At 69.2% G+C, this 17,351-nt stretch carries 21 protein-coding genes and 2 pseudogenes; 13 read left to right on the top strand and 10 right to left on the bottom strand.

The features are described from left to right. From IE153_RS04440 to IE153_RS04410, 7 genes are read left to right on the top strand one after another with little or no spacing between them, the layout of a single operon-like run. Positions 1-264 carry a gas vesicle protein GvpG gene (locus IE153_RS04440; RefSeq protein ID WP_097221835.1) on the top strand — a complete coding sequence of 88 codons (264 nt, stop codon included), beginning with the start codon at positions 1-3 and terminating at the stop codon, positions 262-264. Continuing rightward, positions 261-1,055 (top strand): DNA primase, encoded by a 795-nt coding sequence (locus IE153_RS04435; protein ID WP_189588421.1) that lies wholly within the window; start codon positions 261-263, stop codon positions 1,053-1,055. The genes IE153_RS04440 and IE153_RS04435 overlap by 4 nt, the downstream gene beginning before the upstream one ends. After that, the gene (locus tag IE153_RS04430; RefSeq protein WP_189588420.1) at positions 1,052-2,095 is read left to right on the top strand and encodes an SRPBCC family protein; all 1,044 of its coding nucleotides are present in this window, start codon (positions 1,052-1,054) and stop codon (positions 2,093-2,095) included. Before IE153_RS04435 ends, IE153_RS04430 begins: the two co-directional genes overlap by 4 nt. After that, the gene (locus IE153_RS04425) at positions 2,092-2,430 is read left to right on the top strand and encodes a gas vesicle protein (protein ID WP_053673813.1); all 339 of its coding nucleotides are present in this window, start codon (positions 2,092-2,094) and stop codon (positions 2,428-2,430) included. Before IE153_RS04430 ends, IE153_RS04425 begins: the two co-directional genes overlap by 4 nt. Next, complete coding sequence (locus IE153_RS04420) at positions 2,427-3,182, top strand: GvpL/GvpF family gas vesicle protein (RefSeq protein WP_189588419.1); 756 nt, start codon at positions 2,427-2,429, stop codon at positions 3,180-3,182. Before IE153_RS04425 ends, IE153_RS04420 begins: the two co-directional genes overlap by 4 nt. Before the next feature lie 16 nt (positions 3,183-3,198). Beyond that, on the top strand, positions 3,199-3,387 hold the full coding sequence (locus tag IE153_RS04415) for a gas vesicle protein (protein WP_103813386.1): 189 nt from the start codon (positions 3,199-3,201) through the stop codon (positions 3,385-3,387). A gap of 41 nt (positions 3,388-3,428) precedes the next feature. After that, entirely contained in the window at positions 3,429-3,692 is a 264-nt protein-coding gene (locus IE153_RS04410; RefSeq protein WP_030843810.1) for a gas vesicle protein K, read from the top strand. A 55-nt stretch (positions 3,693-3,747) separates the two neighbouring features. On the opposite strand, the gene IE153_RS04405 is transcribed toward IE153_RS04410, so the two are convergent. From IE153_RS04405 to IE153_RS04395, 3 genes and pseudogenes are all read right to left on the bottom strand, one after another. Next, positions 3,748-3,918, bottom strand: a complete 171-nt coding sequence (locus IE153_RS04405; RefSeq protein WP_189588418.1) for a hydrophobic protein — start codon at positions 3,916-3,918, stop codon at positions 3,748-3,750. A gap of 42 nt (positions 3,919-3,960) precedes the next feature. After that, complete coding sequence (locus tag IE153_RS04400; RefSeq protein WP_189588558.1) at positions 3,961-4,782, bottom strand: methyltransferase domain-containing protein; 822 nt, start codon at positions 4,780-4,782, stop codon at positions 3,961-3,963. Positions 4,783-4,882: 100 nt separating this feature from the next. Further along, positions 4,883-5,289 (bottom strand): annotated as a pseudogene (locus IE153_RS04395) (diacylglycerol kinase family protein); the annotation flags it as partial. A gap of 114 nt (positions 5,290-5,403) precedes the next feature. Here IE153_RS04395 and IE153_RS04390 point away from each other — a divergent pair. Then, on the top strand, positions 5,404-5,946 hold the full coding sequence (locus IE153_RS04390; protein ID WP_189588417.1) for an MOSC domain-containing protein: 543 nt from the start codon (positions 5,404-5,406) through the stop codon (positions 5,944-5,946). Positions 5,947-6,009: 63 nt separating this feature from the next. Next, the gene (locus IE153_RS04385) at positions 6,010-7,629 is read left to right on the top strand and encodes an ATP-binding cassette domain-containing protein (protein ID WP_189588416.1); all 1,620 of its coding nucleotides are present in this window, start codon (positions 6,010-6,012) and stop codon (positions 7,627-7,629) included. A gap of 118 nt (positions 7,630-7,747) precedes the next feature. On the opposite strand, the gene IE153_RS04380 is transcribed toward IE153_RS04385, so the two are convergent. Continuing rightward, complete coding sequence (locus IE153_RS04380) at positions 7,748-8,848, bottom strand: baeRF2 domain-containing protein (protein ID WP_189588415.1); 1,101 nt, start codon at positions 8,846-8,848, stop codon at positions 7,748-7,750. A 63-nt stretch (positions 8,849-8,911) separates the two neighbouring features. On the opposite strand from IE153_RS04380, the gene IE153_RS04375 reads away from it, so the two are divergent. After that, entirely contained in the window at positions 8,912-9,199 is a 288-nt protein-coding gene (locus tag IE153_RS04375) for a DUF6158 family protein (RefSeq protein WP_189588414.1), read from the top strand. A gap of 93 nt (positions 9,200-9,292) precedes the next feature. Here the strand turns inward: IE153_RS04375 and IE153_RS04370 are convergent, their stop codons facing one another. The 3 genes from IE153_RS04370 to IE153_RS04360 all read right to left on the bottom strand — a co-directional run bounded on the left by IE153_RS04370 (position 9,293) and on the right by IE153_RS04360 (position 11,063). Further along, complete coding sequence (locus IE153_RS04370; protein WP_189588413.1) at positions 9,293-9,835, bottom strand: type 1 glutamine amidotransferase domain-containing protein; 543 nt, start codon at positions 9,833-9,835, stop codon at positions 9,293-9,295. Between the two features lie 323 nt (positions 9,836-10,158). After that, positions 10,159-10,590, bottom strand: coding sequence for a CBS domain-containing protein (locus tag IE153_RS04365; RefSeq protein WP_189588412.1), 432 nt, complete (start codon positions 10,588-10,590; stop codon positions 10,159-10,161). Between the two features lie 71 nt (positions 10,591-10,661). Then, positions 10,662-11,063: a DUF2795 domain-containing protein gene (locus tag IE153_RS04360; protein ID WP_189588411.1), complete on the bottom strand. Its 402-nt coding sequence runs from the start codon at positions 11,061-11,063 to the stop codon at positions 10,662-10,664. A gap of 820 nt (positions 11,064-11,883) precedes the next feature. Here IE153_RS04360 and IE153_RS41470 point away from each other — a divergent pair. Then, positions 11,884-12,570 carry an ISAs1 family transposase gene (locus IE153_RS41470; RefSeq protein ID WP_229828735.1) on the top strand — a complete coding sequence of 229 codons (687 nt, stop codon included), beginning with the start codon at positions 11,884-11,886 and terminating at the stop codon, positions 12,568-12,570. 247 nt (positions 12,571-12,817) lie between these two features. Continuing rightward, positions 12,818-12,943 carry a hypothetical protein gene (locus tag IE153_RS42305; protein ID WP_268251711.1) on the top strand — a complete coding sequence of 42 codons (126 nt, stop codon included), beginning with the start codon at positions 12,818-12,820 and terminating at the stop codon, positions 12,941-12,943. Between the two features lie 64 nt (positions 12,944-13,007). Here IE153_RS42305 and IE153_RS04350 read toward each other — a convergent pair whose 3' ends face one another. The 3 genes and pseudogenes from IE153_RS04350 to tuf form a co-directional block, all read right to left on the bottom strand. After that, entirely contained in the window at positions 13,008-13,310 is a 303-nt protein-coding gene (locus tag IE153_RS04350; protein ID WP_189588410.1) for a hypothetical protein, read from the bottom strand. 16 nt (positions 13,311-13,326) lie between these two features. Continuing rightward, a complete protein-coding gene (locus IE153_RS42300) occupies positions 13,327-14,295 on the bottom strand; it encodes a CHAT domain-containing protein (protein WP_268251719.1) in 969 nt (322 codons plus the stop codon). Positions 14,296-15,330: 1,035 nt separating this feature from the next. Then, positions 15,331-16,536 (bottom strand): annotated as a pseudogene (gene tuf / locus IE153_RS41460) (elongation factor Tu); the annotation flags it as partial. Positions 16,537-16,845: 309 nt separating this feature from the next. Here tuf and IE153_RS42295 point away from each other — a divergent pair. After that, positions 16,846-16,974: a hypothetical protein gene (locus IE153_RS42295; protein ID WP_268251710.1), complete on the top strand. Its 129-nt coding sequence runs from the start codon at positions 16,846-16,848 to the stop codon at positions 16,972-16,974. Positions 16,975-17,351: the final 377 nt, after the last annotated feature.

Below are 17,351 nucleotides of genomic sequence, written 5' to 3'. Positions count from 1 at the left end.
GTGGGCCTGATCTCTGAGGTGCTGCTGCTGCCGTTCGCACCGGTACGCGGCAGCGCCTGGGCCATCAAACAGGTGGTGCAGGAGGCCGAGCGAATCTACTACGACCCAGCCACGATCCGGGCCGAACTGGCCCGGCTCGAGGGGCAGATGGAGGCCGGAGAGATCACGGAGGAGGAGTTCGACCGTCTCGAGGACGAACTCCTCGACCGGTTGGAGATCGCTTCGCGCGGTAGCGCGGGAACGGGCAACGGGACAACACCATGAACCGAGTGGGACTGGGTCTCGCCATAGGGGCCGGATACCTCCTGGGGCGTACCAAAAAGCTGAAGATGGCGGCGGCCGTCGGTGGCCTGGTCGCCGGGAAGAAGCTGAACCTGAGCCCGCGCATGGTCGCGGATCTGGTCCAGCAACAGCTGCGGGACAACCCGCAGTTCAAGGAGATCGGCGACCAGCTGCGGCAGGATCTGCGCGGTGTCGGCAAGGCCGCGTCCGGTGCCATGGTCGAGCGGCAGATCGACGCCCTCGCCGACCGGCTGCACGGTCGTACCGCCAAGGTGCGCGACCAGCTGGCGGGCGTGGTGCCCGGCCAGGACGACGACGCCGAGGACGCGGAGTACGAGGACGCCGAGGACGAGGAACCCGAGGACGAGGAACCCGAGGACTCCGGATTCGACGAGGACGAGGACGAGGAGCCCGAGGAGGACGAGGAGCCCGAGGCGTCCGACGAGGAAGAGGAAGAAGAGGAGGAGGACGAGGAGCCCGAGGCGTCCGACGAGGAAGAAGAGGAAGAGGAAGAGGAAGAGGAGCCCGAGGCGAAGAAGGCCCCCGCGAAGAAGGCTCCCGCCAAGAGGGCCCCCGCCAAGAAGGCGCCGGCGAAGAAGGCGGCGGCGAAGAAGGCCCCTGCCAAGAAGGCCCCCGCCAAGAAGGCTCCGGCGAAGAAGACCGCGGGCCGCAAGGCGGCGGCGAAGAAGGCCACGCCCGCCAAGAAGGCGACCTCCGGGAGCAGGGGCGGCAGCGCCAGGTCCCGGCTGCCGAAGGGAGGCGGTGAGGGATGAGTGACACTCTCGGCTCGGCGAAGTCCGCCGCCAACGGAGCGACGAAGAACCCGCTCACAGACCTGGCCCACAGCGAGGCCGCCGACCGGCTGAAGGCCGAACTGCAGGAGTACCTCGCCGCTCAGGCCACCCGCATGCTGACCGGCGTGGGCCACAAGCTAGGCGAGACCACCGGCAAGCTGAACGACATCGCCGAGGGCAACAGTCCCGGCTTCGCCAAGCTCGCCCTCGAAGGCGGCCGCAAGATCGCCGAGGGCAAGGGGCCGCTGCGCTCCGCGCTGGAGATGGGCGGCTCGCGCATCAAGGACAAGGTCACGGGCGCCTTCAAGGGCCTGGGCGGCAAGGGCAAGGGCAAGGGCCGTTCCGGCAACAAGCCCACGGTCATCATCGAGCACATCGATGTCGGCGTACCGCTGCGCACGGCGTACGACCAGTGGACCCAGTACCAGGACTTCAGCACCTTCGCGAAGGGTGTCAAGGCTGCGAGCAAGGCCGACGACACCACCTCCGACTGGCAGTTGAAGGTCTGGTGGTCCAACCGCAGCTGGAAGGCGACCACGACCGAGCAGGTCCCCGACGACCGCATCTCCTGGACCTCCGAGGGGGCCAAGGGCACGACGAAGGGCGTCGTCTCCTTCCACCGGCTCACCGACAACCTGACCCGCGTCCTGCTGGTCATCGAGTACTACCCCTCCGGCTTCTTCGAGAAGACCGGCAACATCTGGCGCGCCCAGGGCCGCCGGACCCGGCTCGACCTCAAGAACTTCGTTCGCTTCATCACCATCAAGGGCGAGGCGGAGGACGGCTGGCGCGGCGAGATCCGCGACGGCGAGGTCGTCCGCAGTCACGAGGACGCGCTCGCCGAGGAGGAGTCCGAGGACGAGTACGAGGACGAGGAGGAGCCGGAGGAGGAGGAAGAGCCCGAGGGCGAGTACGAGGACGAGGAGGAGCCCGAGGAGGAGGAAGAACCCGAGGGCGAGTACGAGGACGAGGAGTACGAGGACGAGGATGAGGAAGTCGAGGCAGGGAGCCGGCGATGACGACGCCCAGCAGGATGCCCGAACCCTACGGTCAGGGAAGCAGTGCCAACCTCGCCGACATCCTTGAACGGGTCCTGGACAAGGGCATCGTGATCGCGGGCGACATCCGGATCAATCTGCTCGACATCGAACTCCTCACCATCAAACTGCGGTTGATCGTCGCCTCGGTGGACAAGGCGAAGGAGATGGGCATCGACTGGTGGGAGACCGACCCGGCACTGAGCTCGCGGGCGCGCCGGGACGAACTGACCCGTGAGAACGCCGAGTTGCGCGAGAGGCTGGCCCGGCTGGAGGAACTGGAGCCCGGCCGCGCGGAGAAGAAGGAGGCCCCGTGACCGGACTGCGGTACGTCTACGCCGTCTGCCGCCCCTTCGGAACCCCGCTCCAGGCCCAGTTGACGGGTGTGGCGGGCGACCCGCCCAGGGCGCTGACTCACCACGGCCTGGTGGCCGTGGTGAGTCACGTGCCGGAGCGGGACTTCGCGGAGGAGCCGCTCCGGGCCCATCTGGAGGACCTCGACTGGCTCACCGAGACCGCCCGCGCCCACCAGGGCGTGATCGACGCGCTCACCACCGTCACCACACCGCTGCCGCTGCGGCTCGGCACCGTCTTCCACGACGACAGCGGCGTACGGACGATGATGGAGGCCCGCGAAGAGGACTTCCAGCGCACCCTCGACCGGCTGGAGGGCCGGGTCGAGTGGGGTGTGAAGGTGTACGCCGAGTCCGAACCGCAGGAGAGCGCCCGGCCCGCGCCAAAGCCCGCGTCGGGCCGGGACTACCTGCGGCAGCGGCGTATGCAGACCAGGTCCCACGAGGAAATGTGGCAGAAGGCAGAGGCTTTCTCGACCCGACTGCACGAGGAGCTTTCCGCATTCGCGGAGGATTCCCGGACGCATCCCCCGCAGAACCCCCAGCTTTCCAAGGTGACCGGGCGGAACGTACTGAATGCCGCCTATCTCGTTCCGCGTGCGAATTCCGAGGAATTCGTGGAACTGGTCGACCGCACGAAGGGTGAGGTGCCCGGAATGCGCATCGAACTCACCGGTCCCTGGGCGGCCTATTCGTTCGCCGGGGAGACCACATGAACAGCGGGGAGAATCCGTGACCGTAGTGGAACGACGCGAGATCGCCCTCGTGGACCTGCTCGACCGGCTGCTCGCCGGCGGCGTCGTGATCACGGGGGACATCACCCTGCGCATCGCCGACGTCGACCTCGTCCGTATCGACCTCAACGCGCTGATCAGCTCGGTGAACGCCCAGGTGCCCTCACCGTTCGAGGAGCTGCTGTGACCACCCCCGACGACCACCATCCCCGGTCCCGCCGCAAGCACATGGATCTGGAGCCCGACACGGTCGAGCGCGACCTGGTCAAACTCGTGCTGACGGTGGTGGAGCTGCTGCGCCAGCTCATGGAGCGCCAGGCGCTGCGCCGGTTCGACGTGGGGGACCTGAGCGAGGAGCAGGAGGAGCGGATCGGGCTCACGCTCATGCTGCTCGACGAGCGGATGACGGAACTGCGCGACCGCTACGGACTGCGGCCCGAGGACCTCAACCTGGACCTCGGGCCGCTCGGACCGCTGCTTCCGCGGGACTGACTCGCACACGCGTCGCCCCGGGTCCTGATCCAGGCCCGGGGCGACGCGTGCATTTTCACCACCTGTACCAGCGGCCCCTGCCGCCGGTTGCCGACGTGCCGCGGACGAAGAATCCCAGCAGCCACAGGACGAGAACCGCGAGTGCGATCCACCAGAGAATCTTTACTGCAAATCCGGCGCCGAACAGAACCAAAGCCAGAAGCAGCACCAGCAGGATGGGAACCATAATTCGAACCTCCTGCTTTCAGGGTGTCCCGGAAAACGCGGTTCAGGCTTCCTTGCGGCAGAGAATTTCTCCGTGCAGCACGCTGAACCACCCGTCCTCCCGCGCGCCCCACTCCCGCCAGGCCTCGGCCACGCCCCGCAGCCCCGCCTCGTCGGCGTGCCCGCCCTCGACGGCCCGGTCCGCGTAGGCCGAGGCCAGGGTGCGGTCGGCCCACAGCCCGCTCCACCAGGCCCGCTCCTGCGGCGTGGCGAAGGTCCAGGTGCCGGAGGTCGCCGTGATGTCCGTGAGACCGGCCCGCAGCGCCCAGGCCTTCAGCCGTCGCCCGGCGTCCGGCTCGCCGCCGTTGGCCCGGGCCACCCGGCGGTAGAGGTCCAGCCAGCCGTCGAGACCCTCGGACGCCGGGTACCAGGTCATGGCCTCGTAATCGGCGTCCCGTACGGCGATGAGACCGCCCGGCCTGACGACGCGCTTCATCTCGCGCAGCGCCCGCACCGGGTCGCCCACGTGCTGGAGCACCTGGTGGGCGTGGACCACGCAGAACGTGTCGTCCGGGTAGTCCAGGGCGTGCACGTCGGCGACCGCGAAGTCGACGTTGTCCAGGCCCCGTCCGGCCGCCGTGGCCCGCGCCTGCTCCAGGATCCCCGGCACCCGGTCGACGCCGGTGACCCGCCCGTCGGGCACGAGTTCGGCCAGGTCGGCGGTGATGGTGCCGGGCCCGCAGCCGATGTCCAGGATCCTCATGTGGGGTTTGAGCGAAGGCAGCAGGTACGCGGCGGAGTTGGCGGCGGTGCGCCAGGTGTGCGAGCGCAGGACGGACTCGTGGTGCCCGTGGGTGTAGACGGCGGTCTCCCGGGGTTCCGGCATGGCGGATCCCACCCCTTCCGGTCGGGTCGGCATGAGATCACCGTACTCAGATCGGCCGCATGTTGAGACCATGTATCTCGCAATACGGACTGGCGATGGGTCAGTAGCCGGTGATCGGCCGGTACACGGTGAGCGCCGCGGGGAGCTTCTCCAGCGTCACGCGGCCCTCCGCCTCGGTCACCCCGCCGTCGTAGGCGAGCAGCGTGCCGGGCGCAACGTGGTCCACGCGCGGCCGTCCCACCTGGACGGCCGCGTGGGCGGGGGAGCGGGTCAGGGGGCCCGCGAGGGCGGCGGCGAGCAGCCGCGCGGCGGGCCGGCGGCCCCCGTGCTCGACCCGCACGTCGAGCTGCCCGTCCGCGAGGTCGCGCCGCCGCCCGGACGAGAGTCCCATGCCGGTGATGGGTGCCGTTCCTGCCGTTCCCCGCGAACAGCAGCACAGCGGGCGCGTACGGCCCCGCAACTCGGCCTCGAGGGGTGCCTGCCGGTCCGCAGCACGCGCAGCGCCGCCGGCATCCAGGTCGGGGGCGTCATGCCGTGCGGCTGCCCGGAGGGGGTGGACACACCGTCGCTCCCGGGGCAGGCTCGGGACTGATCATCATCCGCACCAGGGGGAACCGAGAGATGAACGCGCACGTGACGGCGGTCAGCAGCAACGGGGAGTACTCGTTCACCAAGCCGAACCGGGACAGCATCACGCTGCTCGCCGGTCTCGGGGTGGAGGGGGACGTGCACGCCGGGGTGACGGTCAAGCACCGCTCGCGCATGGCGCAGGACCCCACCCGGCCGAACCTGCGGCAGGTCCACCTCATGCACGAGGAGCTCTTCACCGAGGTCGGCGAGGGCGGGTTCGAGGTGGCGCCCGGCGAACTCGGCGAGAACATCACCACCCGGGGCATCGACCTGCTGACCCTGCCGACCGGCACACTGCTGCACATCGGTGACAGCGCGGTCCTGGAGGTCACCGGGCTGCGCAACCCCTGCCTCCAGATCGACCTCTTCCAGGACGGGCTGCTGAAACAGGTCGTCGGACGTGACGAGGCGGGGAACATCGTGCGCAAGGCCGGGATCATGAGCGTGGTGCGCGAGGGGGGCGTGGTCCGCCCCGGCGACACGATCCGGGCGGAGCTTCCCAGCGAGCCGCACCGGCCGCTGGAACGGGTCTGACCGGCACCCCCGTACCCGAAACCCGTTTGCCCCGGACCCCCGCGCCCCCACAGAATCGCGCCCATGGGACACCTCGAAGCCGCGCACCTGGAGTACTACCTGCCCGACGGAAGGGCGCTGCTGGGTGATGTCTCGTTCCGGGTGGGGGAGGGGGCCGTGGTGGCCCTCGTGGGACCCAACGGCGCCGGGAAGACCACGCTGCTGCGGATGCTCGCCGGTGAGCTCAAGCCGCACGGTGGGTCCGTGGTCGTCGGCGGCGGGCTCGGGGTCATGCGGCAGTTCGTGGGATCCGTACGCGACGAGACGACCGTGCGGGACCTGCTCGTGTCCGTCGCGACGCCCCGCATCCGCGAGGCCGCCAAGGCCGTCGACGACGCCGAGCACGCCATCATGACCGTCGACGACGAGGCAGCCCAGCTGAAGTACGCGCAGGCCCTCGCCGACTGGGCCGAGGCCCGCGGGTACGAGGCCGAGACGCTGTGGGACATGTGCACCACGGCCGCGCTCGGGGTGCCGTACGACAAGGCGCAGTTCCGGGAGGTCCGCACCCTCTCCGGCGGCGAGCAGAAGCGGCTCGTCCTGGAGGCGCTGCTGCGCGGCACCGACGAGGTGCTGCTCCTCGACGAGCCCGACAACTACCTCGACGTCCCCGGCAAGCGGTGGCTCGAGGAACGGCTGAAGGAGACCCGTAAGACGGTTCTGTTCGTCTCCCACGACCGCGAACTCCTCGCCCGTGCCGCCGAGAAGATCATCTCTCTGGAGCCCGGGCCCGCGGGTGCCGACGCCTGGGTGCACGGCGGCGGCTTCGCCACCTTCCACGAGGCCCGGCAGGAGCGCTTCGCCCGCTTCGAGGAGCTGCGCAGGCGCTGGGACGAGAAGCACGCCCAGCTGAAGAAGCTGGTGCTGACGCTGCGTCAGGCCGCCGCGGTCAGCCATGAGATGGCCTCCCGCTACGCGGCGGCGCAGACGCGCCTGCGCAAGTTCGAGGAGGCCGGGCCGCCCCCGGAGCCGCCGCGCGAGCAGGACATCAGGATGCGGATCAAGGGCGGCCGCACCGGCGTCCGGGCCGTCACCTGCGCGAGCCTGGAACTCACCGGCCTGATGAAGCCTTTCGACCTGGAGGTCTTCTACGGCGAGCGCGTCGCCGTCCTAGGCTCGAACGGCTCCGGCAAGTCCCACTTCCTGCGCCTGCTCGCCGGTGACGACGTGGCGCACACGGGGGACTGGAAGCTGGGCGCGCGGGTCGTGCCCGGTCACTTCGCGCAGACGCACGCGCACCCGGAACTGGAGGGCCGCACGCTCCTCGACATCCTGTGGAAGGAGCACGCGCAGGACCGCGGCGCCGCGATGTCCCGCCTGCGCCGCTACGAGCTGACCCAGCAGGCGGAGCAGACGTTCGAGCGTCTCTCCGGCGGCCAGCAGGCCCGTTTCCAGATCCTGCTGCTGGAGCTCCAGGGCGTGACGGCGCTGTTGCTGGACGAGCCGACCGACAACCTCGACCTGGAGTCCGCCGAGGCGCTCCAGGAGGGCCTGGAGGCCTTCGACGGCACGGTCCTCGCGGTCACCCACGACCGCTGGTTCGCCCGTTCCTTCGACCGCTTCCTGGTCTTCGGCAGCGACGGCCGGGTCCGGGAGACCCCGGACCCGGTCTGGGACGAACGACGGGTGGAGCGGGCCCGCTAAGGCCGCGGCCCCGGGGACCGCGGCCCCCAGGGGCGCTGGGAACTGCGCGACCAGCCACCGCAGGCCGGCACGCGCGATGCGTGAGGGATCCCCGCGGCGGCTGGGCGCGGCCCCCCGGTCACTTCCAGCGCAGCAGCGCCCCGAGGCCCCCCACCGGCACCTCCTCCTGGGAAACCGCCAGCGCGGGCGCGTCCGTGGCCACCGCGGAGCGGATCAGCGCGTCGTCCGCCCGGGCCGGCCACGAGTGCTGCTCGCCCAGGACCTTCAGGTCCGTGCGGCGCACCGCGAGCTGGTCGGGATCCTCCCCGATCCACACCTCGCGGTGCGCGTCGGGCCCGTCCGTCCTGATCAGCAGCTCGTCGATGCGGTGCTCACGCGCCGCCTCGACCAGCGCGGGCACGCCCTCGGCGGCCCCGGCCCGGCCCTCGCCGTCCGGGGTGCGGGCGGCACGGAACCGCTCCAGCTCCGCCTCGGCCCGCCGCCCCACGTGCTCGTCCCGGGCCCGCTCCACGTCCTCGTCGAGCAGCCGGCTGCCGGTGCCGTGAGGCGCCTCGGCCACCAGGTCGTGCAGCCGCTTGGGCAGCCGCTCGTGCACGGACCGCCGCTCCCGGTCGTCACCGACGAGAACCAGCAGGTCGGCCTTGGTCTCCTCCTGGCACACGGCGAGCGCGTCGGCGATCTCCGCGGCGTTGTGCTCCCAGGTGTTCTCCACCCGCAGCTGGAAATGCCGCTCGGACCAGTCCGCGGAACTCGTCCGGTGCACCGGCCACCGCCGGCCGGTGACGCTCCCGGCGCCCTCCCGGCCCAGCGCGCTGCGCAGCTCGAAGTCGGCGCCCTTGCGGTCGACGTACGCCACCACGCACACCGGGTCCTCCCCGGCCAGCTCCAGCAGCGGCGCGACCCGGGGCAGCGGCGCCCATTCGGCCCAGTCACCGCCCTGCGGCGGACGGACCAGCGGCGGGTCGAGTACGACCTCGCCGGCGCGTGCGAACAGGGCCCGGCCGTGCGGTTCGGAGGAGTGCCGCAGCTCCTCGATCGCGCTCTGCACGGCCCGGCACGTCGCCTCGTCCGCTCCCTGTGCGGCCAGCTCCCTGGCCATCGCCTGGGCCGTCAGCTCCCGCTCGTGGGGAGTGCCCTCCGTGTGCCGTGAGGTGTCGACGTACACGGAGGCCCAAGGCCCGGGGTGTTCGTACAGTGGGTGCAGAAAGGCGAGATCCATGGTTCCTCCCGGATGCCGCTCGGGGTAGTGCTCAGGTGCTCCGGGGGCGGGTACCCGGACGGCATGGACGAACACGAGGAGCGGGGCGACACGATGACCGGAGTGGACCCTGACCGGCTGGACGACCAGCAGCTCATGAAAGAGCTGGAGACCATCCACCGCACGCGCCACGACACGCTGCTCTACGGCTCGAATGACGCGCTGCGCGCCCACAACGAGCGCATGGCGCAGCTCGAGGGCGAGTTCCTGCGCCGCAATCCGCGCCGCCCCGTGGCCGCGGGCCGCACACGCGAAGGGGCCCGGGAGCGGGGGAGCGGGGAGTCGGCGACTCCCTCCGCCCCCGGCACCTGAGCCCCGGGAGGGACACGACCGGAACGGAACCGACGCGCCCCGTGATCGGCGGGGGACGCCTTCAGGCGTCCTTCGGCGCGAGGTCCCTCGCGCTCACGCGGCTTCCTGGGCGAAGACGTCCAGGAAGGTCTCGCAGAACGCCTTCAGATCGTCCGGCTTGCGGCTGGTGACCAGCTTGTTCGCCCCGTGGTCACAGACCTTGACCTGCTTGTCGACCCAGGTGCCGCCCGCGTTGCGGATGTCCGTCTGCAGGCTCGGCCACGATGTGAGCTCCCGGCCGCGTACGACGTCCGCCTCGACCAGCGTCCACGGCGCGTGGCAGATCGCCGCCACGGGCCGGCCGTGCTCGAAGAAGTCCCGGACGAACGCGACGGCCTTGTCGTCCATCCGCAGGAAGTCCGGGTTGGCGACGCCGCCCGGCAGCACGAGAGCACCGAACGAGTCCGGCGAGGTGTCGCCCACGACCTCGTCCACGGGGAACGTGTCCGCCTTGTCGAGGTGGTTGAAGGCCTGGATCTCACCCGTTTGCGTCGACACCAGGACCGGCTCGTGGCCCGCGTCCTTCGCGGCCTGCCACGGATCGGTCAGCTCGACCTGTTCGACGCCCTCGGGTGCGACCAGAAACGCGATACGCATGATGTTCAACGTCCTTTCCTGTTGCGCTTGTCCTTCTTGCGGCCCGCGCGCACGCACCGCAGCAGTTCCTCGCCGTACGGCAGCAGCACGCACGTGCCGATGGCGGCGCCGATGCCCGCCAGGTGGCCGGCATCAACGCGTGGATCAGGGACTCCTTGGTCCTCGCGGTGTCCTCGATGCGGGTCCGCCGGTGCATCACCCAGTCCGCCACGCCGGGCACGAGGCAGCTGGGCGGCAGCCCGGAGAGCAGAGATACCGGGTCGTGGCGTCACCGACGTCGACGGTGACGTCCATGGTGTCGATCCGCCCCGCCCGGTCCGTGCTCATGCATCACCCCGGGCGTCGGGATCGGCCCGGCTGATGTCGGCGAGCGCGGACGCGGGGTCCTCGGCCTCGGCCACGTCGCCGAGGCTCACGATCCCCACCGGCAGGCCGTTCTCCACCACCGGCAGCCGGCGCACCGCGTGCTCGCGCATCAGCGTCACCGCGGTCGCCACCCGGTCGTCCGGTGTCACCGTCACGGGATTGCGGGTACACGCCGTCTGCGCGCTGACCGTCATCGGGTCGACGCCGTCCGCGACGGCCCGTACCGTGATGTCACGGTCGGTGAGCACGCCGATCACGTCCTGCCCCTCGGCCACCACCACGTCGCCGATGTTCTGCGTGCGCATCAGCAGCGCCGCCTCGACGAGCGAGGCGTCCGGGCGCACGGCGACCACACCCGCTGTCATCACGTCCTTGACGTACTCGGCCATCACTGGCGCCTTCCCTCCGTTCCCGGTCCGGTGGGGGCGTCGCGGCATCCCGCGACGCCCCGACACGGTCCTTACGCGTACTCCTCCGGCCCGGTCTCACGGGCCCGGATCAGGGCCTGGGCCAGTTCCTGGACATTGCCGTAGCGCTCCTGGCGCGGCAGGTCCTCCAGGGCCTCGACGAGGGCGTCGGGCGCCTGGTGGCCGCGCAGCTCGCGGGCCAGTTCGCGCGCGTTCGCGGGGAACGCCCTGCGGCCCAGGATCCGGGCCAGCTCCAGCCGCACCGACTCCAGGGACGTCGGCGCACGGCTCGGCGTCACCGGCCCGTGGGCGACCTCGGGGTCGTCCTCGGCGGCCGGCTCCGGGTCGTGCCACTCCTCACTGCGCGTCGGGTGCCCTGACCTGAGCAGGCCCTGCAGTTCGTGCTTCATCTCGTCGTCCCGGTGGACGCTCAGCCGGTCGCTGCCTCGCTGCATGTCTCCCTCCAGACGTTCGGGGGCCCGCACCGCGTACCCGTACACCGGAGGGCGACACAGGTTCCGCCGGCCCGATCGCCGCCGTCCGCACTGGTTTGCGCCATGCCCTGCGGGAGACCCGGTTCCCACCCCCCACACCTCTCTGGGGAAGGACACGTCATGGCGATACTCGCTGTGCTCATCCCGCTGCTCATGCTCGGAGTGGTGCTGGTGCTGGGCCGATACGAGGAGTTGCTGCTGCCGCAGGAGGAGGCCGACCGGCGCGAACCGGCCGGCGTACCCCCCGCGGCCGCGGTGTCGGACGAGAGAAAAGAGTTCAGGGGCTGGGGCTCTGACCTGGGCACTGAACTCATTTCTGCGCAGCTGGAATCGGGGAAAAGCGCACTGATCTGTTCAGTGCGCAGACCCTGGTGGGTGCTTTCCGAGGCACAGCCGCCAATCCGGCCTGTGGAAAGTTCCGGTCCGGTCCTGGACGCCGAAGCGGCTCGGGGTGCACCCGGCCATCCCGCGGTATCCCGCCCGCGCGGACGGCACCGGCTTCGTGCTCCGTACGTACACAGGGCCTCGGCAAGGTTTGGATTTGACCGGCTTGTCCGGCTCTGCGGTGCAGGCCGTCCAGGTGTGAAGCAGGCACGGCTTCCAGGATCATGGAGTTCTCTACGCCCCGTGATCCCGCTGGAAGACCGTGCCTGCCGCTGCGTCATCTCCGGCCCCACCCGCCCTTGACCAACTCCGCGACCAGCCGCCGACCGGGCCAGGCGAGCGCCCTGGCCTGCTGGAACGACTCACCGAGGTACCCGACCCTCGTGATCCGCGCGGGGTGCGCCACGCTCTGTCGTACGTGCTCGCCCTGGCTGCTACCGCCGTACTGGCCGGAGCGACTTCGCTGCTGGCGATCAGGGAGTGGGCCGCCGACCTTCCGCCCGATGTCCTCGGCACGCTCGGAGCCCGGCGTGATCCGCTGACCGGATGCCATCCGGCGCCGGACGAGGCGATCATCCGCCGGGTCCTGGCCCGGGTCGACGGTGATGCGCTCGACCGCGCGGTGGGACGCTGGCTCGCCGACCGGCGGTCGAAGGCCCTCCCGACCAAGGGACTGTGCGCGGTCGCGGTCGACGGGAAGAGCCTGCGCGGCGTCGCCCGCGCGGACGGCTGGAAGATCCACCTGCTCGCCGCCCTCGACCACACCACGAGCAGCGTCCTCGCCCAGCTGGATGTCGGAGAGAAGACGAACGAGATCACCTGCTTCCAGCCCCTGCTCGACACCATCGCCGGCCTCGCGGGCGCGGTGGTGACCAGCGACGCGATGCACACCCAGCGCAAGCACGCCGACTACCTGGTCACCGACCGGTCCGCGCACTACATCGTGATCGTCAAGGGCAACCAGAAGAAGCTCCGCCAGCAGCTCAAGTCCCTTCCCTGGCGGCAGATCCCGTTACAGGGCCGCACCCGCGAGAGCGGCCACGGACGGGGCGAGATCCGCCGGGTCTCAAGGTCGCTACCGTGAACAACCTGCTCTTCCCATACGTCCGCCAGGCGATCCAGCTCAAACGCCGCCGCGTGAACCGCAGAACCGGCAAGGTCACGATCAAGACGGTCTACGCGGTCACCAGCCTGCCCGCCGACCGCGCCACCGCCACCCAGCTCGCCGCCCTGGTCCGCGGCCACTGGTCCATCGAGGCACTTCACCACATCCGCGACGTGACCTCAACGAGGACGCCGCCCAGCTCCGCACCGGCAACGCACCCCGAGCGATGGCCACCTGGCGCAACCTCACCATCGGCGCGATCCACCTCGCAGGGATCCACGGCATCGTCGCCGCCTTGCGACGCAGCGCCCGCGACCCGAAGCGCCCGCTTGCCCTCCTCGGGCTCACGTGATCGCAACGGGCATCCCACCACTTTGCCGAGACCCTGGGCCGCGAGCGGGCCCGCCGGCAGTAGGTCAGTCGTCTCGCCCCGGATCAGTGCTCTCCTGGCCGCCCATTACATCGCTAAGCTTTTCGTGACCGGCGAGCTTCCAATAGAGGATGAAGTACATCAGGAACCCCGCGGCCAGTCCGATGCAGTACCACGCGAAGACGCGCGGATTGGCGAACAGCCCGGTGACCGCTGCTCCTCCGACGGCTCCGATCACGCTGGCGATGTCTGACACTGCGGCTCCGCTGGCTTTGCGGATCAGTGTCCGGTAGGTGATCCATCCGATCACGATTCCGAAGCAGAGGGCGCCGACCTCTTCGATCGTCATGATGGTTCTCCTCTCACTACAGTGCGAGGGCCAGATCCATGGAGCAGAACGAGGTGTAGACGAGTCCGCTGATGTTGCCTTTCCGCAGTAGGTCGATTCGGGTTTTGCGGAGCGCCTCGCCTACTGAGGCGTTCTCCGGGCCAGCGAACCTGCGGTAGAAGCCGAGTGCGACTTCCGCTGCTACTGCCTGTGAGACAGGGATTTCTGTTCCAACGACTCCGGCGGCGTGCAGGCCGGCGAAGGCGTCGACGAAGGTCAGCATGTCCGCCGGCAGGAGGTTCGCCGTCCCGCAGCCGTTGAGGAAGATTAGCGGCGCCGTGTCGCGCCAGTGTTCGGGGCCCCAGCCGCCGTCTATGTGCCAGGCTGCGAACGCTCCAGGCGATATCTTGACGCCGTCGCCGATCTCCAGGTACGGCGTCAGTATGTCGGCCTTAAGCTCCGACTTGCCATGGCAGTAGAAGTACGCCAACGGGAGGCGCGGGTCGGCGAAGGCCCGCTTTAGCTCCTCTCTGGTGTCGCAGCGCACCATCCTGAAGCGTTCGGCGAGGCATTCGTTCAGTGCCGTGAAGTGCCTCTGCGCCAATGCGGGATCGGCGAGGGTGCCGGACCCGGACGCGGCCGCCTGTGCTTGCTGAGCGACTCGGATCTCCTGCCTGAGCAATCCACTGCGCACGGGCAACGGCTGTTCGATGAGGTGACGGAACCCCCAGAAACCGTATGGGCACACGACGTTCAATCGATGCTTGCCCTGGTCACCGAACGGGCATGTCGGCGGGTACTCGTTGAGCAGCCCCCGGTTGGTGTCCCAGTCCTTCACCAGAGGGCAAAATATCGCGTCCTCGTCCGGATCACGCTCGATGTCGTAGACGAGGCTCCAGGGAAACGTCGCTGCTGTGGTGCGGCTGATCTGGATCTTCGCCTGCCCGCTGAGTTGCGCGCGAAGGTAATCGCGATCGGCGACGTCCGGGACGAGCGTTTGCCACATCGCCGTTCCGCTGTAGGCCAGCTTCTTGAGGTCCCGGAGGAAGGCCGAGGTCTTCTTCGCGTTCCGACTGTCGTACTGGGACCGCCTTCCCCTCGATCCCAGAGTGAGCACGGTCATGCGTGTGCGCGCCGCAGTCAGCGCCTCGGCTGCCCTGGCGTCGCTCAGGCTCGCGATGATCGGATGTTCGCCGTCGTTGACCACGATCTTGTGTGTGCCGCTTGGTCCCTCGTTCGTGAGGATGTTGGCTCGGCGTTCTGGCAGGCGGTCTGCTCGGGCTACGTCGTCGGCCAGCGCGTAGTCAATTCGGCCCTGGATGCCTGCCGCCCCCGTCGTGCCGACGGTGAAGTCCACCACGGCTGACTGGATGACGTTGTTGCGGTGGTAGAGCGTGACCCTCAAACTCGCGGGCCCGTTGCGACGGCCAGACTGGAACGGGACGTACAAATTCTGGCTACGGCCTACCAGCGGGAGCCACATTCGGTGCAGTTCGGGTTCGACCTGCACGTCCGGGCTGCTTACGATCACTTCGAACGGGTAGCCGTCGCTCGAGGGGTGGAGGTTCTCCTCGCGAATGGGCATGGGAGTGACGATGACGGTGTCCTCCAGGACCGGTCCTATGTCGATTCGCACCGCGTACGCCGTGTTGGTCGCCAGCGCATCGGATGCCGGCAGCGTGTTGTGCCGATCGTCTGTCAGGGCGAAGTTCAGCACGCGCGGCGCCGCTGTCAGCGGTTGCTGCACGGAGTCCGAGGGTGCGGCGCCGATGAATGTACTTCCGTGACGAGCAGGAGGCTCATCGGGGAATAGCAGGGGTTCAGGCGGCCCGAACGCGCCTCCGCCATGTCCTTCACCAGCGCGGGAAGTACCAGGTCCGGGTGGGTTCTCTTCTGCCCTATCTCCGGTCCACGGGAGCACGCTGTTGCCAAAGTCGCGACCCTGAACTATCGGGCTCGTGAAATGCGAGTCCGACTCTATGTTCATCCCGCGCTCGACGTCGCGCCGCGCCTCCGTGCCGAAAGTAGTCGCGTCATCGAGGATTTTGGTGACTTGGCCGGCGCCGACGGTCCGGCCACCCTCACGGATGGCGAACTTCAGGCCCTCCTCCATGGCGACGGGCTGGATGAGCTTGACCTTCATCTCAGTGTTGTCGCCCGGCATGACCATCTCGGTGCCCTCGGGGAGGGTCACAACACCGGTCACGTCCGTCGTACGGAAGTAGAACTGCGGACGGTAGTTGTTGAAGAACGGTGTGTGGCGGCCACCCTCGTCCTTGGACAGGATGTACGCCTGGGCCTCGAACTGGGTGTGCGGCGTGACCGAGCCCGGCTTGATGATGACCTGGCCGCGCTCGACGTCCTCGCGCTTGATGCCACGGAGAAGCAGACCGACGTTCTCACCGGCCTGGCCCTCGTCGAGCAGCTTGCGGAACATCTCGATGCCGGTGACGGTGGTGGTGGTCTTCTCCTGCTTGATGCCCACGATGTCAACGGTCTCGTTGACTTCGAGGACACCACGCTCGATACGGCCGGTGACGACCGTACCGCGACCGGTGATCGTGAAGACGTCCTCGATGGGCATGAGGAACGGCTTGTCGACGTCACGCTCGGGCTGCGGGATGTTCTCGTCGACGGCCTTCATCAGGTCGAGGACGGACTGGCCCCACTCCGGGTCGCCCTCGAGGGCCTTGAGCGCCGAGACCTTGACGACCGGCAGATCGTCGCCCGGGAACTCGTACTCGGAGAGGAGCTCACGAACCTCGAGCTCGACGAGCTCCAGGATCTCCTCGTCGTCCACCATGTCGGCCTTGTTCAGGGCGACGACGATGTAGGGAACGCCGACCTGGCGGGCCAGGAGCACGTGCTCCTTGGTCTGCGGCATCGGGCCGTCGGTGGCGGCGACCACGAGGATGGCGCCGTCCATCTGCGCCGCACCCGTGATCATGTTCTTGATGTAGTCCGCGTGACCGGGGCAGTCGACGTGGGCGTAGTGACGCGTCTCGGTCTGGTACTCGACGTGCGCGATCGAGATGGTGATACCGCGCTGGCGCTCCTCGGGAGCCTTGTCGATCTGGTCGAACGCCGAGGCCTCGTTCAGGTCCGGGAACGCGTCGTGCAGCACCTTGGTAATGGCGGCCGTGAGGGTCGTCTTACCGTGGTCGATGTGACCGATGGTGCCGATGTTGACGTGCGGCTTAGTCCGCTCGAACTTCGGGGTTATTGCTTCTTTGCCAGTATCACTCATGTGATGCCCTTATTGCTAAGAGGGGGCATGTTGTCCGCCGGAAGCTGTCGCGCTTCACTGCGCTCACCTCGGCGGAGGTCTGCTTCTCCTAGCAGACGCGGGGACGGCGCTCTCCCTGCTGTGGCTCCAACAGCCTGGTCCGGGACTGCTCAGCTCCGTACGGAGCGGCGGCGGGTGGCCTCCTCTGTCCATCGTGGCACCCATCGACCTGGCCAGCCTGGCGCCGCTCTGCTCTGGCTGACGGCCAGGTCGGCGTCGTTGGGGGATCGGTCCCCGTTGATCGTGATGCTGCGGGTGGTGACTGGACCCATGGCGGCTGCAGGGACGGACCTTGCGGACTGGGGCAGCATCCCGCCCCGTGCCGTCGAGCGCGTTAAGGCAGCCGCCGACCGCGCCGACGCCGCCGCCCAGGCCCTCCTCGCCGCTCGCCCCGCCTGACCGTTTTTCCAGGAGCGCCACGCTCTCGTCGAGCCGACGCCCTGGTGCAAGCCGGCAAGGGTCACGACCAGCGAGCGAGAGACCCACAACCTGGGCTGCCTCACCGCCTACGGTCGGGCCGTGAACCCGCTCGACGCGCACCCAGCGCGGCACTGAGTTGCCGCGACCTTGGCAGGCCGGGGCAACCTTGCCTGCCTGCCAGCCAGCCTGTTGCGACCCCAACGACGCTGGGCGGTTCGCCGGCCTGCACGCCGCCGGAGTCGTTGGAACAGAAATCCCTGTCTCACAGGCAGTAGCAGCGGAAGTCGCACTCAGCCTCTACCGCAGGTTCGCTGGCCCGGAGAACGCCTCAGTAGGCGAGGCGCTCCGCAAAACCC

Origin of the sequence: Streptomyces massasporeus (assembly GCF_014648995.1) — a bacterium.
GTDB lineage: Bacteria > Actinomycetota > Actinomycetes > Streptomycetales > Streptomycetaceae > Streptomyces > Streptomyces massasporeus.
Note: the sequence above shows the minus strand (reverse complement) of the source record. Positions and strands in the feature narration are given on the sequence as shown.

What these genes read in the sequence shown, in the direction of transcription:
- IE153_RS04435 (WP_189588421.1), top strand. Translation starts at nt 261, where the DNA reads ATGAACCGAGTGGGACTGGGTCTCGCCATAGGGGCCGGATACCTCCTG.
- IE153_RS04430 (WP_189588420.1), top strand. Translation starts at nt 1,052, where the DNA reads ATGAGTGACACTCTCGGCTCGGCGAAGTCCGCCGCCAACGGAGCGACG.
- IE153_RS04425 (WP_053673813.1), top strand. Translation starts at nt 2,092, where the DNA reads ATGACGACGCCCAGCAGGATGCCCGAACCCTACGGTCAGGGAAGCAGT.
- IE153_RS04410 (WP_030843810.1), top strand. Translation starts at nt 3,429, where the DNA reads ATGGATCTGGAGCCCGACACGGTCGAGCGCGACCTGGTCAAACTCGTG.
- IE153_RS04405 (WP_189588418.1), bottom strand. Translation starts at nt 3,918, where the DNA reads ATGGTTCCCATCCTGCTGGTGCTGCTTCTGGCTTTGGTTCTGTTCGGC.
- IE153_RS04400 (WP_189588558.1), bottom strand. Translation starts at nt 4,782, where the DNA reads ATGCCGGAACCCCGGGAGACCGCCGTCTACACCCACGGGCACCACGAG.
- IE153_RS04390 (WP_189588417.1), top strand. Translation starts at nt 5,404, where the DNA reads ATGAACGCGCACGTGACGGCGGTCAGCAGCAACGGGGAGTACTCGTTC.
- IE153_RS04385 (WP_189588416.1), top strand. Translation starts at nt 6,010, where the DNA reads ATGGGACACCTCGAAGCCGCGCACCTGGAGTACTACCTGCCCGACGGA.
- IE153_RS04380 (WP_189588415.1), bottom strand. Translation starts at nt 8,848, where the DNA reads ATGGATCTCGCCTTTCTGCACCCACTGTACGAACACCCCGGGCCTTGG.
- IE153_RS04375 (WP_189588414.1), top strand. Translation starts at nt 8,912, where the DNA reads ATGGACGAACACGAGGAGCGGGGCGACACGATGACCGGAGTGGACCCT.
- IE153_RS04370 (WP_189588413.1), bottom strand. Translation starts at nt 9,835, where the DNA reads ATGCGTATCGCGTTTCTGGTCGCACCCGAGGGCGTCGAACAGGTCGAG.
- IE153_RS04365 (WP_189588412.1), bottom strand. Translation starts at nt 10,590, where the DNA reads ATGGCCGAGTACGTCAAGGACGTGATGACAGCGGGTGTGGTCGCCGTG.
- IE153_RS04360 (WP_189588411.1), bottom strand. Translation starts at nt 11,063, where the DNA reads ATGCAGCGAGGCAGCGACCGGCTGAGCGTCCACCGGGACGACGAGATG.
- IE153_RS42305 (WP_268251711.1), top strand. Translation starts at nt 12,818, where the DNA reads ATGGCCACCTGGCGCAACCTCACCATCGGCGCGATCCACCTCGCAGGG.
- IE153_RS04350 (WP_189588410.1), bottom strand. Translation starts at nt 13,310, where the DNA reads ATGACGATCGAAGAGGTCGGCGCCCTCTGCTTCGGAATCGTGATCGGA.
- IE153_RS42300 (WP_268251719.1), bottom strand. Translation starts at nt 14,295, where the DNA reads ATGTGGCAAACGCTCGTCCCGGACGTCGCCGATCGCGATTACCTTCGC.
- IE153_RS42295 (WP_268251710.1), top strand. Translation starts at nt 16,846, where the DNA reads ATGGCGGCTGCAGGGACGGACCTTGCGGACTGGGGCAGCATCCCGCCC.